This window comes from Martinezella miluonensis (assembly GCF_900094545.1).
Classification (GTDB): Bacteria; Pseudomonadota; Alphaproteobacteria; order Rhizobiales; family Rhizobiaceae; genus Rhizobium; species Rhizobium miluonense.
Map to the genome: position 1 here is coordinate 40,963 of NZ_FMAH01000023.1, position 14,320 is coordinate 55,282.

Here is a 14,320-nt window from a genome sequence, read left to right on the forward strand (position 1 = left end):
TGCAAATGCTTCTTCTTGAGGGGGCGGCGCGCGACCCCACGGTGGATCGAGGGATCGCGCAGCCTTGGGAGAGCCCGTTATTGCAGTTGAGCGCGAGCGCCCAGGGAAAGCTCTTTCAGGATGACCGCGCAGGAGGTCGCACCGGCATCCAGCACGCCGAGCGAGCGCTCGCCCAGCCGGCTGGCGCGGCCAATCTTGGCGACCAGATTGAGCGTGGAGTCACGGCCAGCCTCGGCAGCAGCCACCAACGCATCGAGCGCGTCGGCAAACGACTTGCCGGCAGCATTTGCCGCGTCGAAGGCCTCGATCGCCGGAACCAGCGTGTCAAGCAACGTCTTGTCGCCGACCTTTGCTGAGCCGATCGACTGAATGCCTTCGAGCCCGGCATGAAGTGCTCGGCTATAGGCTGCGCTGTCGATCGCCTCGATACCTTCGAGCTTTTCGGCAAACTCGGTGAACATGATACCATAGAGCGGGCCCATGGAGCCGCCGATCTCGGTCATCAGTACGGTGCCCAACGTTTCAAGCGAAGCCGCAAGCGACTGGTTCTTGCCCTTCAGGCGCTCCGCGGCCATGCCGAAGCCCTTGGCCATATTCACACCATGGTCGCCATCGCCGATCTTGCCGTCGATCTCGCTGAGATAGGCGCGGTTCTCGACAATGCGATCAGCCATTGCCAAGACGATGTTGCCAGCCGTTGTGTTGTTGAATGTCTGCATGCGTGCGCGCCCCTCAGAGCAGTGTCGTGCACTTGACCTCGACGTCCAGAAGCTCTTTCAGCTCCTCGTCGAGCGCCATCACGGTCAGCGTCGCGCCGACCATTTCGAGCGACGTGAAGTAGTTGCCGACATAGGTCTTGTAGATTTTCAGGCCCCGTTCGGAGATCTTCGCCTCGATCGTATCGTTCAGGATGTAGAGTTCGTTGACCGGGGTCGCGCCGAGGCCCGATACGAGGACGGCCACTTCCGTTCCGGCTGCCAGATTGTGATCGTCGAGCACGATCTGGCACATGGCTTCACCGATCTCGGCTGCTGTCTTCAACGGCTCCACGCGAACGCCGGGCTCGCCGTGATGACCGATGCCGACTTCCATGGTGCCCGGCTCGATCTGGAAATTGGGATGACCGACGGCGGGCAGGGTGCAGGGACCGAGTCCAATACCGACCGAGCGGCAACTGTCGATCGCTTTCTGCGCGGCAATGCGGACTTCCTCAAGGCTTGCTCCCTTTGAAGCCTTGGCGCCGCCGATCTTCCACATGAAGATTTCGCCGGCCACGCCTCGGCGCTTCTCGCGCTCCTCCGCCGGTGCGGAGCAGACATCGTCGTTGGCAACAACGGTGACGACTTCGATGCCGTCCTTTGCGGCAAGCTTCGTCGCCATCTTCACGTTCATGTTGTCGCCGGCATAATTGCCGTACAAGCAGATGACGCCGCGACCGCCATTGGCCTCCCGAATAGCGTCATGGAAGCTTTTGGCCGTCGGAGAAGAAAAGAGCTCGCCGACTGCGACCGCATCCAGCATGTTCCTGCCGGCATAGCCGATGAATGCCGGCTCATGACCCGAACCGCCGCCGGTGACCACGCCGACCTTTCCAGCATGGGGCGCATCCTTGGCGACGACGACGCGCGGATTTTCTGCTAGACGGACGATGTCCGAATGTGCCTTGATGAAGCCTTTTACAGTATCTTCAACGACTTCATCGGGATTGTTGACGAACCGCTGCATGGTCACTCCTGTCGAATTGTCGAGCATTTGCGCTCAGAGAATGGTGTAGCCGCCGTCGATCAGCAGATCGGCGCCGTTGATCATGTCCGCGCCCGACGACGAGAGGAAAACAGCCGCAGCTGCAATCTCCTGCGGGAAAGCGAAGCGGCCGGTGGGGATGCGCTTCTTAGCTGCCTCGCCCTTTTCGCCGGCCCAGGCCTTCTTGCCGAGCTCGGTCAGGACGATGGTTGGCGAGATGGTGTTGACGCAGATGCCGTGCTTGCCCCATTCGGCGGCGAAGGTCTTGGACATGCCGATAACGCCGAACTTGGAGGCGCAATAGGCGACATGCTCTTCGATGGCGACAGTGCCCGCCTGGGAGGCGAGGTTGACGATCTTGCCGCCTTTGCCAGCGGCGATCATGGCGCGACCAACAGCCTGGGTGACCAGGAACGTGCCCTTGAGATTGATGTTGATCGTCTTATCCCAATGATCCAACGACAAATCCTCGGCGGGCGCGAGAAAGACGACACCGGCGCTGTTGACGGCGATATCGATGCCGCCGAAATGCGAGACAACGTCGCTCACTGCCTTGTTGACCGAAGCGGGATCAGAGACATCACAGGCAAACGGTGCGGCTCCGCTGCCGATTTCGGATGCCTTGGCCTTTGCCATATCGACATTGATATCGAGAACGGCGACCTTTGCACCCTTGGATGCGAACGCTGCCGCAACGGCAGCGCCGATGCCGGAGCCGCCGCCCGTGACGAGGGCGATCTTGCCGGAGAGCGGGAAGTTCAAATCGATGTCTGGAGATGTCTCGGTCATCTTATTCAAGCCTCTGTCTTTAGGGGAAGCGGGGCGAGATCCTCGCCCCGCCGCATTCATTTTACTTGCGGGTTTCGAGCAGCTTGTCGACGTTCTCTGCCGTTACCGGGGTCCACGGAACATTGTAATTCTTGTTCTTGCCTTCGTTGAACGGCATGTCCGGATACTGCTGCCAAATCTTGGATTCCGGCTTGTAGTTGCTTTTCTTGGCTGCGAAGATCGCAAGATCGAGTGCGCCCTGCGCCTGTGCGCTTGCGTCCTGCAGGATGGAGGTCATCGTGCCTTGCTTGACGGCGTGGAGTGCATCAGTGATGCCGTCGATGCCGGCAATGGAGAAATCCTTGACGTTGAGCTTGGCTGCCTTGATCGCTTCGATCGCGCCCAGCGCCATCTCGTCATTCTGGCCGATAACGCCGTTGATCTGACCCGGATGCGCCGTCAGCCAGTTTTCCATCAGCGTCTGCGCTTCTGCGCGCGACCAATTGGCCGTCTGGTCTTCCAGCACCTTCACATTCGGGCACTCGGCAAGCGCCTTCTTGTTGCCCTCGAGGCGCGAGATCTGCGCCGATTGGCCGATCGGGCCTTCGAGGATGACGACATTGCCCTTGCAGCCGAGCTTGTCGAGCACGGTCTTGGCTTCCATGTAGCCGGAAACCGTATCGTCGGAGCCGACATAGGACGACAGCAGATCGGAGTTTACGCGGGTGTTGGAGCCGACGACCGGGATACCGGCGTCATGAGCGGCCTGAACGGCGGTCGCTGCGGCTTCGATATCGATCGGGACGAAGATGATCGCATCGAACTTCTGCGTGATCATCGTATTGACCTGTTCCTGCTGGACGAGCGCATCGTAGCGACCGTCGAAGATGGTCAGATCAACGCCACCGCTCTTGACGGCAGGGTGTTCTTTGAGCGCTGCCGACCAGATCTGCATGAACTCGGCATTCAGGCCATAGGGGGCCGCGCCGATCTTCAGCTTCTTCTCCTGAGCAAGAGATGGCGAAGCCAGAAGTGCAGTTGCTGCAGCAAGAGCAATAAGCAATTTCTTCATTACAATTCTCCTCCGTTGAAAGTCCGGCGGCCGTCGTGACGCGCCGTTTGGTTTCCTGGTGCGAACACAGGGATTTCTTTGGGCTCAGTTGCCCAGATTTCTCTTTTGGTCGAGCATGACGGCGCCAACGATGAGCGCCCCTTTGAGGACCTGCTGGTAGTAGGATTGGATCCCCATCAGATCGAGGCCGTTATTCATGACGCCGATGATCAATGCGCCGATAAGCGTGCCGGTGATGCGACCGACGCCGCCGGAGAGGCTGGTGCCGCCAATGACGACAGCCGCGATCGCATCGAGTTCGTAAGCGATGCCGGCCTGAGGCAGAGCTGAGCCGGTGCGGGCAGCAAGGATCATGCCTGCCAGCCCGGAAAGGCCGCCGGAAATGACATAGACCAGGAAGCGCAGCTTGCTGACATTGATGCCCGAGGTGATGGCAGCATGCGGATTGCCGCCGACGGCATAGATATACCGGCCGAAGCGCGTGCGGTTGAGGACCCACCAGGCGATGATGAAGACGATGGTGAGCAGGATGACGGGCATCGGGATGGACAGAATGCTGCCGGTACCGATCCAACGGAAATCGGGGGTGAGGGCCGGAACCGGCTTGCCGCCACCATAGATCAGTGTCAGGCCGCGTGCTGCCGAGAGCATGCCGAGCGTCGCGACGAAGGCTGGAACGGCGAAGCGCGAAACGATGAGGCCGACCAAGGCGCCACAAGCGACACCGACCAGCAGCCCGACCGCGAGCGCGACATAGGGCGGATAGGGGGCGCCAACGATACCGGCCGTCGCGGAGGTGGTCGCGAAGCTCGCGCTGACGATACCGGTGAGCGCGACCACGGAGCCGACGGAGAGATCGATGCCGCGCGTCAGGATGACGAATGTCATGCCGATCGCCAACACGCCGTTGATCGAGGTCTGCAGCAAGACGTTGGAGATGTTACCGGCCGTCAGGAAGTATTGGTTCGAGACCGAGAGAACGGCGGCGAGCAGCAGGAAAGCGAGAAAGATCCCGTATTCCTGAATGATCAGTCTGCGCCGGTCCGAGCCGAACCAGGAGTTGGACTGATTGTTGTCAGTGGCGGTCATTGCAAATACCTCTTGTTGCCGGGCGCTGTTTTCTGGGCTTCGAGCTCTGTCGCATTCAGGTCGACAGATGCACGAGCGCTTGCGCGTCGGCCTCCTCCCTCTTGAGAATTCCGGCAGAACGCCCCTGACGCATCACCAGGATGCGGTCGGACATGCCGAGAACCTCGTCTATTTCGGACGAGATCATGATGACGGTGCCGCCTTCGGCGGCGAAGTCGCAGATGATGCGATAGATCTCGCGCTTGGCACCGACATCGACGCCGCGCGTCGGCTCGTCCAGCAACAGCACTTTCGGCTTGCGCAGGAACCACTTGCCGAGCACAACTTTCTGCTGATTGCCGCCGGAGAGGCCGGAGACGGGCATGCTGTCGCGTGCTGCCTTGATACCGAAGTGCTTGATCATCTCCTGGCTGGCGCTGGCTTCCGCCCGGCGATCCATCGAGAAACGCGGGCTCATTTCAGGAAGACTTGCCAGGCAGATATTGTTGCGCACGCTGTCGATGAGGTTAAGGCCGGTCAGCTTGCGGTCTTCCGTCACAAAGGCGATGCCGTGCTGCATGGCTTCGGCAGGCTTGCTCACGGAGATGGGCTCTCCGGCCAGCTTGATCTGGCCATTATCGACGGTATCGACGCCGAAAATGCAGTTGAAGATCTCGGTTCGGCCAGACCCCATCAGGCCATAGATACCGAAGATCTCGCCCTTATGGGCGGTAAACGAGATATCGTTGACCTTGCCTGCCGCCGTCAGGCCTGCAACTTCCAGCCCGGGCGTTGCCGTCGGCACATTGGTCTTGATGTATTCCTCACCAAGCTCGCGGCCGACGATCATGCGGATGAGCCCGGGCCGATCGATATCGGCGAGAGCGCCGCTGCCGACATAGGAACCATCGCGGAAGGCTGTGTAGGAATCGGCGATCTGGAAGATTTCAGATAGCCGGTGCGAGACATAGACGACGCCTTTGCCCTCGGCTTTCAGTCGCTCGATGGTCGAGAACAGCTGCTGCGCTTCCTTCTCACCAATCGCCGAAGTTGGCTCGTCCATGAAGATCACTTCGGCATCGTGGCTGAGCGCCTTTGCGATCTCGACCAGTTGAATCTGGGCGACCGAGAGATTCATCATGAATTGGGAGGCACGGATGTTGAACTGCAGTCGGTCGAGCAGGGCCTGCGCATTTCGGTTCATCGTTTTGAAATCGATGCCACCGAACCGCGCCGATGGTTCGCGCCCGAGATAGATGTTCTCCGCAACGGTCATATGCGGGATGGGGCTGAGTTCCTGCTCAATGATGGCAATACCGGCGGCGAGGGCTTCGGCAGGGCTTGCATAATCCACATCCTTGCCGCGGCGGCGAATGGAGCCGGCATCGCGCTTGTGGATGCCCATCAAGATCTTGAGGAAGGTCGACTTGCCGGCACCATTGCCCCCGCACAAGGCGTGGACGGAGCCGGGGCGCAGCTGAAAGCGCCCGTCGCGCAATGCAGCGACGCCGCCAAAGGACTTCTTCAGCCCCTCTACTTCAAGCAGGAATTCCACGTTCCCCTCCGCACGCTGAATGCCGGTCCAAAAGATCGACTGGAGCCAATCTCTGTCTTCGAGCACTGATGTTTACAATATTCGAGTTACGTTAGACAAATGTCAATATGGCAATTCAGATTTAACGAAACGGCGGTTCTGGCCTTTTTTGAGAAGGTGGCGGTTTCGGAGAAATAGGTTTCGAAATTTGTCTTAATTATTTGATATTTCATCACAAATAATAGTTACGCATGCTTCTCTATCGGGTGGTCTGGAAGGCTGGGCTGATGACGCTGATTGCTGCGGACGGAGGGATTGGCTCTTCCGGGCGTCTCGCATCGTGATGTGGAGAGCGTGACACCGAGGCGGACGCTTGCTTATTTCCAAGCCGCCTTGCAGTCTCTCTTTGCAACGTCGGGAGCAGGAGGGTCGGGAATGCTACCGCTCAAAATTTCGGTCCCGTTGTGCGGGCTGGATCCGGAAAGTTGATCTCGCCGTATTACGGCAGCGTGGTCGCGACTATGCTTGCCAATGAGAACGTGAGCCGCTGATTGCCGCTGGCACGCATTCCATGTCATATTATGAATTGACGAGTGACTGGATAACGAAATGTTATCCGGAGAGGCTCGCGGCGGCCGGATGGAGCAGGAAATGACGATAATCGGCCGAGGCCGACAAAGGTTGGCGCAACAGGTCATCGACCAGCTGCGTCAGCAGATCGAAACGGGTAAACTTCAAGCGGGTGATCAGCTTCCCACGGAGCCGCAGTTGGAGGCGACATTCGGCGTTAGTCGCACGGTCGTGCGCGAGGCGATCGCCGATCTGCGCGCCGCAGGCCTCGTAAAGCCGGTCCAGGGCAAGGGTGTATTCGTTTCCGAGATGACGGCACGACCAGGGTTGGTGTTGACGCCGGTCGAGATCAAGAGCATTCCCGAGACGCTGGAATTGCTAGAGTTTCGCATGGCCGCCGAGGGCGAGGCGGCTGCGATTGCGGCCTATCGCAGAACCGCCGAACAGGAAGCCGCCATTGCTGCCGCCAACCGGAAAATGGCGGCTCTGATAGAGCAGGGGCTTTCGACGGTCGAAGCAGATTATGAGTTTCATCTGGCCGTTGCGATCGCCACCAACAACCGCTTCTACGTCGACGTACTCCGGCATTTCGGTGCGCGCACCATCCCGCGCGGGCAATTTCCGACATTGCCGGAAGCCAATGATCGCGCCTATCTGGAGAAGGTTCACGCCGAACATACGGAAATCCTCGCTGCAATCGCCGAGCAGGATCCCGATCGTGCGCGTCAGGCGATGCGGGCCCATATGACGGCGAGCCAGCGGCGCTACCGGCAACTGGCGGAGCAGCAGCCTCAATAAGGCTCGACTCCCAGTGAGAGTCATATTATGTCATATGATATAAGTTCCGTGGGAGATGCAGCGGGTGTATGTGGGAACACAGGTCGAGGCGCGAGACGATGATGACTACCGGGTCTTTGCGCAATTAGGGGTAAAGCATATCTGCGCGGACCCACCGGGAAGACCGGATCGCTGGACGCTGTCCGATCTCGAGCGTCACCGTGACAAGATCGAAAGCTTTGGGTTGGTTCTGGACATGATCCAGCTGCCGCTGCCCTCGCAGCCGATCGAGAAAGCCTCCTATCCCGACATCCTGCTTGCAGGGCCTGATCGCGACCGACAGATCGATGCGGTCTGTCAGTTGATCGAGGAAGCCGCCGCCGCCGGCATCCCTTCCGTGAAATACAATCTCAATCTCATCGGTATTCCGCGTACGCCGGACGAGCCCGGACGAGGAGGCTCGATGAATGCGAGCTTCCGTTGGGACAAGACCGACCGTGAAGCCGCACCCGGCCTCGCGGGCGTTTTGTCGGAAGACGAAAACTGGGAGCGCATCGACTATTTCCTCGCGCGCGTTGTTCCCGTGGCTGAAAGCAATCGCATTCGTCTGGCGTGTCACCCGCACGATCCCTATACGCCACCTGGATATCGCGGCGTGACGCGTGTGCTGGGCTCCGTGGAGGGCCTGAAGAAATTCGTGCTCATGCGCGAAAGTCCCTATCATGGGCTGAACTTCTGCCAAGGCTCGATCGGCGAGATGCTCGACAATCCGCGCGAGGAGATTGACGACATCATTCGCTGGTTCGGCATGCGCGGCAAGATTTTCAACGTCCACTTCCGCAATATCCGAGGTGGCAAGCTATCATTCATGGAGACCTTCCCGGAGGAGGGCGACATGGACATGGCGCGATCCGCCCGGATCTACAAGGAGGTCGGTTACCGATACATGCTGATGCCCGATCACGTCCCGACGATCAGCGGCCGCGATCCGACCGGCGTCGCCTTCGCTTTCTGCTACGGCTACATCGCCGCCCTTCTGCAGACGCTTGAACAGGCCTGAGATTTGATGGTCCTACTGACCGAAAAGAGGATTTCTCCATGAACCCGAATGAACTGAAGAAGGCCGTTGGCAGTGGGCTGCTGTCCTTTCCCGTCACGCACTTCAATCAGGATCTGACATTCGACGAGGCGAAGTATCGCACTCATGTCGAATGGCTGGCAGGTTACGACGCGGCGGCACTCTTCGCCGCCGGCGGAACGGGTGAGTTCTTCTCTCTCAATCCTGCAGAAATTCCGCAAGTTGTCCGCGCCGCCAAGGCCGCGGCCGGCAGCACGCCTATCGTTTCTGGAACCGGCTACGGCACTTCGCTTGCCGTGGAAATTGCCAAGTCGGCGGAAAAGGCCGGCGCGGACGGTCTGCTGTTGCTGCCGCCCTATCTGATGTTTGCGGAGCAGGCCGGTTTGATCGCTCATGTGAAGGCGGTCTGTAATGCCGTCGGTATCGGTGTCATCGTCTATAACCGCGACAATGCCGTGCTCAGTGCCGAGAGCCTGACGCGCCTGGCAGACGAGTGCTCCAATCTCATCGGATACAAGGATGGCGTCGGCGATGTCGACAAGGTCATCGAAATAACCACGACGCTCAAGGATCGCCTGGTCTATGTCGGCGGCATGCCCACCCATGAAGTCTATGCGCAGGCCTACTTCGCTGCGGGCGTGACAACCTACTCGTCGGCCGTCTTCAATTTCGTGCCAGCGCTGGCGCAACGTTTCTACAAGGCCCTGCGTGCCGGAGACCAGGCAACGGTGGACACGATCCTGAAAGGGTTTTTCTTCCCGCTCGTCAATTTGCGCAATCGCAGGAAAGGATATGCAGTCTCGATCATCAAGGCGGGACTGCGCGTTCTCGGCAAGGAGCCGGGTCCAGTAAGGCCGCCTTTGACCGATCTGACGGCGGAGGAAATGGTCGTGCTGGAGAAGATCGTCGCCGCGGCCGGATGAGATTTGCTAGAAGGTCCGTATTATCGATAAGCCATGCCGGCCGTCGACGCCCGGGTGAGGTGAATTATGAAACAAGATTCCTTCAATACACCTGCCCGGATCTTCGTCTACGTCTCTGCTGCCACCGCAGGGACGATAGACATATACGCGATGGATGACGCGACAGGCGCGCTCACGCCGGTTTCAGCCTTCGACGCGGGCGCGATGGTTATGCCGACGGTCGTTGCGCCAGATAAAAAGCATCTTTATGCGGCCATTCGGGCGCAGCCGTATCGGCTGCTGACTTTGGCGATAAATCCTCTAACCGGCGAATTGGTACAGGAAGCCGTTGCTCCTCTGCCCGATAGCATGGCTTACATTTCCACGGATCCGTCGGGCAGCTTGCTCCTCGCCGCATCCTATGGCGGCAACAAGGTTGCAGTGCTGCGGATCGGCGGAGATGGGCTCGTCACTGACGGAGAGGCGCAGATTATCCCCACCGGGCGCAACGCGCATTCGGTCGTTAGCGACCGGAGCGGCAGGTATGTCTTTGCGACCAATCTCGGTTCGGATGCCGTACTGCAGTTCATTCTCAACCCCGAGACCGGTCGGCTGGAGGCAAACGACCCACCGCATGTGACGACGGGGTCGGGTTTCGGCCCGCGTCATATCGTTGTTTCGCCGGACAACAGATATGTCTATGTCCTCACGGAATTGACCGGCCATGTCATTCACTACGCACAGGATCAGGCCAAGGGAACGTTGGTTGAGGTCGAGAGCGTACATTCCGTTCCCGATAAGGCTGGGCTGTTTCCAGGCGTTGCACCGCCGGCTCCTGCGCCAATTGGGACGACAACGTCGACTGTCAGCCAGGCGCATGACAGCAAACCAAAGGTTTGGGCTGCCGATATCGCCATCACGCCGAACGGCAAGTTCCTCTATACCACCGAGCGAACCACGAGCACGATCGCGCTCTTCCATGTGGACGGGCAGGATGGAACGCTGACCTATGTCACCAACAATCCGACGGAGCGGCAGCCGCGCGGCATTCGCATCGACCCGTCGGGCCGGTTCCTGGTAGCGTCTGGCGAAAAGTCCGATCGGCTGTCGGTCTATTCCATTGGCGAAGCCGATGGCGAACTCTCTGCCGTCGGCAGGTATCCGGTCAATGCCGGCGCGAACTGGATCGAAATCGTGACGTTCGCCTAAGATGATTGCAGGGCATTGCCCGCTTGTTCAGCCGTCCTGACAATAAGATCTTCAACCTCGCGAGGGGGAAGGGGTCTGGCAAAGAGGTAGCCCTGAAACATCTCGCATCCGGCACCAGTAAGGAAGTGCATCTGTTCCTCCGTCTCCACTCCTTCGGCAACGACCTCCAGCTCGAGAGTTCGTCCAAGCGATACGATGGCGGAAGTGATAGCCATGTCACCCGCTTTACTGGGGATATCGGCAATGAACGATCTGTCGATCTTCAGTCGGGAAAGTGGGAAGCGGCGAAGCGTGCTCAGGCTTGAATATCCCGTGCCGAAATCATCGATCGCCAGGCTGACGCCGAGTTGCGTTAACTCGTGCATGCGTTCAATGGCGCCTTCGACGTCACGCATGATCAGGCTTTCCGTTAGTTCGAGTTCGAGCCATCGGGGTTCGAGGCCGGCAGATTGCAAAGCGGAGGCGACCTGGTTCGTCAAAGAGTTCTCAGTAAACTGTCGAGCCGATACATTCACGGCCATGCGTAGTGCAGGAAGGCCCCGGTCCTGCCAGGCGCGGGCTTGCCGACAGGCTTTGCGCAGAACGATATCGCCGATCGGAACAATTAGCCCCGTTTCCTCGGCCAGGGGAATGAATGCCCCCGGGAGCAGCAAGCCTTCGACAGGATGTTGCCATCGCACCAGCGCTTCGACACTGATCACGTTGCCGCTGCGGATGTCCTTTTGCGGCTGATAATGGAGCACGAACTCGTCTCGTTCCACTGCACGCCGCAATTCCTCGATGCGGATCAGCTTGTTGCGGGCTTCCTCTCCCATGGCAGGGGTAAATAACTGAATGTCGTTGCGGCCGGACTCCTTGGCGCGATAGAGCGCCATATCGGCATTGGCGAACAGCTCTGAAGCCGTGTCGCCATGTTCGGCGGAGCAAGCAAAGCCGATGCTGCAAGTAACCCGAATTTCGACGCCGTCGATGGTCAAAGGTTCGGAGATGGCTTCTCGAACAGCTTGCAATCTGTCGCAGACCGGGTCGAGGTTCTCCTCCAGGACGATGATGAATTCATCGCCGCCGATCCTCGATACGAAGCCGCCGCTTCCGATGCACGTCGATATTCGCTGTGCGACCACCTTTAGCAATTCATCGCCGGCGGCATGTCCGAGACTGTCGTTGACCAGTTTGAAATTATCCAGATCGACGAAGGCGACTGCCACGAACTTTTGTTCCTGCGAGGCGCTTTCCAGGAGATCCACGAGCTTACGGTCGAGCAGCGTACGATTGGGCAGGCCGGTGAGAGCATCGTGTTCGGCAAGAAAGGCGATATGGGCAATGTCATGGTGTCGATCGATGGCGATTCCTACCGTTTGCGCCACGCCTGCGAGGAATTCCATGAGGCCGGTTTCATCGCCATCAGTTTTTTCGATTAACAGCGCCCCGTGCCTGCCGCCGTCCCGTGAGAAAATGGGGAATTCAATGGCTTCGCCGGCGAAAGTCTCTGCTTGAGCGCCATGCACAAGGAAGTGAATGCGTTTTCCTTCAAGCAACCGTTCGAGGAGCAAGCGGGCATCCTTTAGAAACGACCAAAGCTCGACCCCTCTGGCAACATCCTGGAGGAGCTTGGTCTGTGCGCTCATCAGCTCTTCCGCACGCTTGCGGACCGAGATATCGCGCGACGCACCCACCACGCCGATGATATTACCGCTTCGGTCCCGCAAGGGTACGCGGGACATCATCAGCCATCCCTCGCCTCTCAGGCGCCTTTCTTCGACACCGAGATCCGGCTCGCCTGTCTCCATGACGTGCTGCTCGACTTCGTCAATTTTCTTGGCGTCGGCCACCGGATGAATTTCCGCATCCGTGAGGCCGATCAGCTCCTCGACATGCGTGAAACCATTGTTGACGACGATAGCGCGATTGGCAAAGAGGAAACGGCCGTCTCTATCTTTGGCATAGATGAAATCCGGAACGTAATTGATCATCGCCTCGAGCCATTCGTATCGCTCGGCCAGCGACAGATATTGAGCCCGAAGCAATTCGAACTTTTCACGGAAACGCACGTCATCACCGTTTGGATCTACGATCATCGATTGCGGCGATTCACCCGGTTGCTGCGTCATCAGTATTCTCTCACTTGGCCAGCCGACAATAGCGGAAACCGGTTATGCAACAGTGAAAAGACATGCTCCAATTTGGCCATCATAAACAAAGGGTTAAAGCCGCGTTGCAACAATTCGGAATCCCGTGTCGATGGGCACGGTGAATAAACTGCGGCTTTGCGCCTCTGTCTGATGTCCCGATCCTAGATCTGCTCCGCGGGTTGATCTATCCCGTCCGGGAGCGGCGCCGCTGCGCCAGAGGCGCAATTCGAAGACTGCGATGCAAGTTTCCACATGCCATTTCTCCCGCAGGCTGGAATGGCTGTGTTGTGGATTTTGATTGTCAGGAAACGGAGAAGATCCGATCGAGACGCGGTTCAAGTCTGGCCGTATCGATCACCACTGGCGACAAGTCTTCCCTTACGCAACTGCGCCTTGCGGCGCAGAGGTAAAACCGGTTAAAGCCCGGTGGAGAAAAACAGGCATTCAGCAGAGGAAATATCATGAATCTTCACAAAGCCGGCACGGATGGCAATCTCGTGCTCGTCGGCGTGGCTCTGATGTTTCTTGGCGATTTCATGTTCGCGCTGAACGATGCGATGGCCAAATGGCTGGTTGTGAGCTTCTCCGTCGGACAGATTCTTGTGATCCGCTCGCTTGGCTCCTTCATCATCCTCACGCCTATGATCGCGCGGCAAGGACGCGATGCGCTCTTTCGGATCGAGCGACCGCCATTACAGATCCTGCGGGTGGTGTTGACGACGGCCGATGTCGGCCTGTTTTATGCCGCGGTCGCCTATCTGCCCCTTGCCGATGTGATGACCTTCTACATGGCCGGTCCCATTTACGTTGCAGCGATCTCCCATTTTTTCCTCGGTGAGAGGATCGGTTGGCGGCGTTGGTTGGCGGTTTTCGTCGGCTTTATCGGCGTGATGATCGCGCTCAGACCTTCGGCGGCAATGCTCTCATGGCCATCGATTTTCGGCCTGACAGGCAGCCTCGCTTTTTCGCTGACACTGGTCCTTGCCCGGCGACTGCGGCAGACCAATGATGCGACGCTCGTGGCGTGGCAAACCGTTGGTGCTCTTCTCGCGGGCTTGGTGCTGAGCATCGGTAATTGGCGCTCCGCATCTGCGCTGGATTTAGGCGCCATGCTGGCGCTCGGCGTTGTCGCGGGGACCGCCCATATGCTGATCACGCGTTCACTGAAGCTTGCGCCTGCGTCCTTGCTTGCCCCGCTGCAATATACGCTGTTGATCTGGGCGATCGCGCTCGGCTTTCTGTTCTTCGGTGATATCCCGGATGCTCAGATCCTCGTCGGATCCATCATCATCGTGCTTGCCGGCCTATTCATCTTCCACCGGAAAAACCTTACCGACAGCATCCCCAAGGATGCCGTCGCACGAGATGGGCATTGAATTGGCGGTTTCCGCCTAAGGATAGAGGCCGCATCCGGCACGCTACGGCTTTTTCTTTGGCCTTGCGGAGAATGCAATAGCAGCCCGCTCT

The 14,320-nt window shown here is 58.7% G+C and carries 13 protein-coding genes; 6 read left to right on the forward strand and 7 right to left on the reverse strand.

The features are described from left to right. Positions 1-77: 77 nt before the first annotated feature. The 6 genes from dhaL to GA0061102_RS18490 form a co-directional block, all read right to left on the reverse strand. On the reverse strand, positions 78-719 hold the full coding sequence (gene dhaL / locus GA0061102_RS18465; protein WP_092851896.1) for a dihydroxyacetone kinase subunit DhaL: 642 nt from the start codon (positions 717-719) through the stop codon (positions 78-80). Positions 720-732: 13 nt separating this feature from the next. After that, on the reverse strand, positions 733-1,725 hold the full coding sequence (locus GA0061102_RS18470) for a dihydroxyacetone kinase subunit DhaK (protein ID WP_092851898.1): 993 nt from the start codon (positions 1,723-1,725) through the stop codon (positions 733-735). A 33-nt stretch (positions 1,726-1,758) separates the two neighbouring features. Next, positions 1,759-2,532 carry an SDR family oxidoreductase gene (locus tag GA0061102_RS18475; RefSeq protein WP_092851900.1) on the reverse strand — a complete coding sequence of 258 codons (774 nt, stop codon included), beginning with the start codon at positions 2,530-2,532 and terminating at the stop codon, positions 1,759-1,761. Positions 2,533-2,593: 61 nt separating this feature from the next. Beyond that, a complete protein-coding gene (locus GA0061102_RS18480; protein WP_092851902.1) occupies positions 2,594-3,583 on the reverse strand; it encodes a substrate-binding domain-containing protein in 990 nt (329 codons plus the stop codon). Between the two features lie 84 nt (positions 3,584-3,667). Continuing rightward, entirely contained in the window at positions 3,668-4,672 is a 1,005-nt protein-coding gene (locus GA0061102_RS18485) for an ABC transporter permease (protein WP_092851904.1), read from the reverse strand. 55 nt (positions 4,673-4,727) lie between these two features. Beyond that, a complete protein-coding gene (locus GA0061102_RS18490; RefSeq protein ID WP_092852005.1) occupies positions 4,728-6,206 on the reverse strand; it encodes a sugar ABC transporter ATP-binding protein in 1,479 nt (492 codons plus the stop codon). A 630-nt stretch (positions 6,207-6,836) separates the two neighbouring features. On the opposite strand from GA0061102_RS18490, the gene GA0061102_RS18495 reads away from it, so the two are divergent. The 4 genes from GA0061102_RS18495 (at position 6,837) to GA0061102_RS18510 (ending at position 10,721) form a co-directional block, all read left to right on the forward strand. After that, the gene (locus GA0061102_RS18495; protein ID WP_092852007.1) at positions 6,837-7,553 is read left to right on the forward strand and encodes a FadR/GntR family transcriptional regulator; all 717 of its coding nucleotides are present in this window, start codon (positions 6,837-6,839) and stop codon (positions 7,551-7,553) included. A 64-nt stretch (positions 7,554-7,617) separates the two neighbouring features. Further along, the gene (locus tag GA0061102_RS18500) at positions 7,618-8,592 is read left to right on the forward strand and encodes a mannonate dehydratase (protein ID WP_092851906.1); all 975 of its coding nucleotides are present in this window, start codon (positions 7,618-7,620) and stop codon (positions 8,590-8,592) included. Between the two features lie 38 nt (positions 8,593-8,630). Further along, positions 8,631-9,533: a 5-dehydro-4-deoxyglucarate dehydratase gene (gene kdgD, locus GA0061102_RS18505; RefSeq protein WP_092851908.1), complete on the forward strand. Its 903-nt coding sequence runs from the start codon at positions 8,631-8,633 to the stop codon at positions 9,531-9,533. Positions 9,534-9,599: 66 nt separating this feature from the next. Then, positions 9,600-10,721, forward strand: coding sequence for a lactonase family protein (locus GA0061102_RS18510; RefSeq protein WP_092851910.1), 1,122 nt, complete (start codon positions 9,600-9,602; stop codon positions 10,719-10,721). Here the strand turns inward: GA0061102_RS18510 and GA0061102_RS18515 are convergent. Further along, positions 10,718-12,670, reverse strand: coding sequence for a putative bifunctional diguanylate cyclase/phosphodiesterase (locus tag GA0061102_RS18515; protein ID WP_245298057.1), 1,953 nt, complete (start codon positions 12,668-12,670; stop codon positions 10,718-10,720). The genes GA0061102_RS18510 and GA0061102_RS18515 overlap by 4 nt on opposite strands. Between GA0061102_RS18515 and GA0061102_RS33575 the strand changes: the two genes are divergently transcribed. Continuing rightward, positions 12,557-12,979: a hypothetical protein gene (locus GA0061102_RS33575; RefSeq protein ID WP_245298058.1), complete on the forward strand. Its 423-nt coding sequence runs from the start codon at positions 12,557-12,559 to the stop codon at positions 12,977-12,979. The genes GA0061102_RS18515 and GA0061102_RS33575 overlap by 114 nt on opposite strands. Before the next feature lie 335 nt (positions 12,980-13,314). After that, entirely contained in the window at positions 13,315-14,229 is a 915-nt protein-coding gene (locus GA0061102_RS18520) for a DMT family transporter (RefSeq protein WP_092851912.1), read from the forward strand. The last annotated feature ends 91 nt before the right edge of the window (positions 14,230-14,320 follow it).

Bases quoted from the DNA above. Each gene is read 5' to 3' on its own strand.
- kdgD (WP_092851908.1), top strand. From the start codon at position 8,631: ATGAACCCGAATGAACTGAAGAAGGCCGTTGGCAGTGGGCTGCTGTCC.
- GA0061102_RS18485 (WP_092851904.1), bottom strand. From the start codon at position 4,672: ATGACCGCCACTGACAACAATCAGTCCAACTCCTGGTTCGGCTCGGAC.
- GA0061102_RS18520 (WP_092851912.1), top strand. From the start codon at position 13,315: ATGAATCTTCACAAAGCCGGCACGGATGGCAATCTCGTGCTCGTCGGC.
- GA0061102_RS18495 (WP_092852007.1), top strand. From the start codon at position 6,837: ATGACGATAATCGGCCGAGGCCGACAAAGGTTGGCGCAACAGGTCATC.
- GA0061102_RS18480 (WP_092851902.1), bottom strand. From the start codon at position 3,583: ATGAAGAAATTGCTTATTGCTCTTGCTGCAGCAACTGCACTTCTGGCT.
- GA0061102_RS33575 (WP_245298058.1), top strand. From the start codon at position 12,557: ATGAATTTCCGCATCCGTGAGGCCGATCAGCTCCTCGACATGCGTGAA.
- GA0061102_RS18475 (WP_092851900.1), bottom strand. From the start codon at position 2,532: ATGACCGAGACATCTCCAGACATCGATTTGAACTTCCCGCTCTCCGGC.
- GA0061102_RS18470 (WP_092851898.1), bottom strand. From the start codon at position 1,725: ATGCAGCGGTTCGTCAACAATCCCGATGAAGTCGTTGAAGATACTGTA.
- GA0061102_RS18510 (WP_092851910.1), top strand. From the start codon at position 9,600: ATGAAACAAGATTCCTTCAATACACCTGCCCGGATCTTCGTCTACGTC.
- dhaL (WP_092851896.1), bottom strand. From the start codon at position 719: ATGCAGACATTCAACAACACAACGGCTGGCAACATCGTCTTGGCAATG.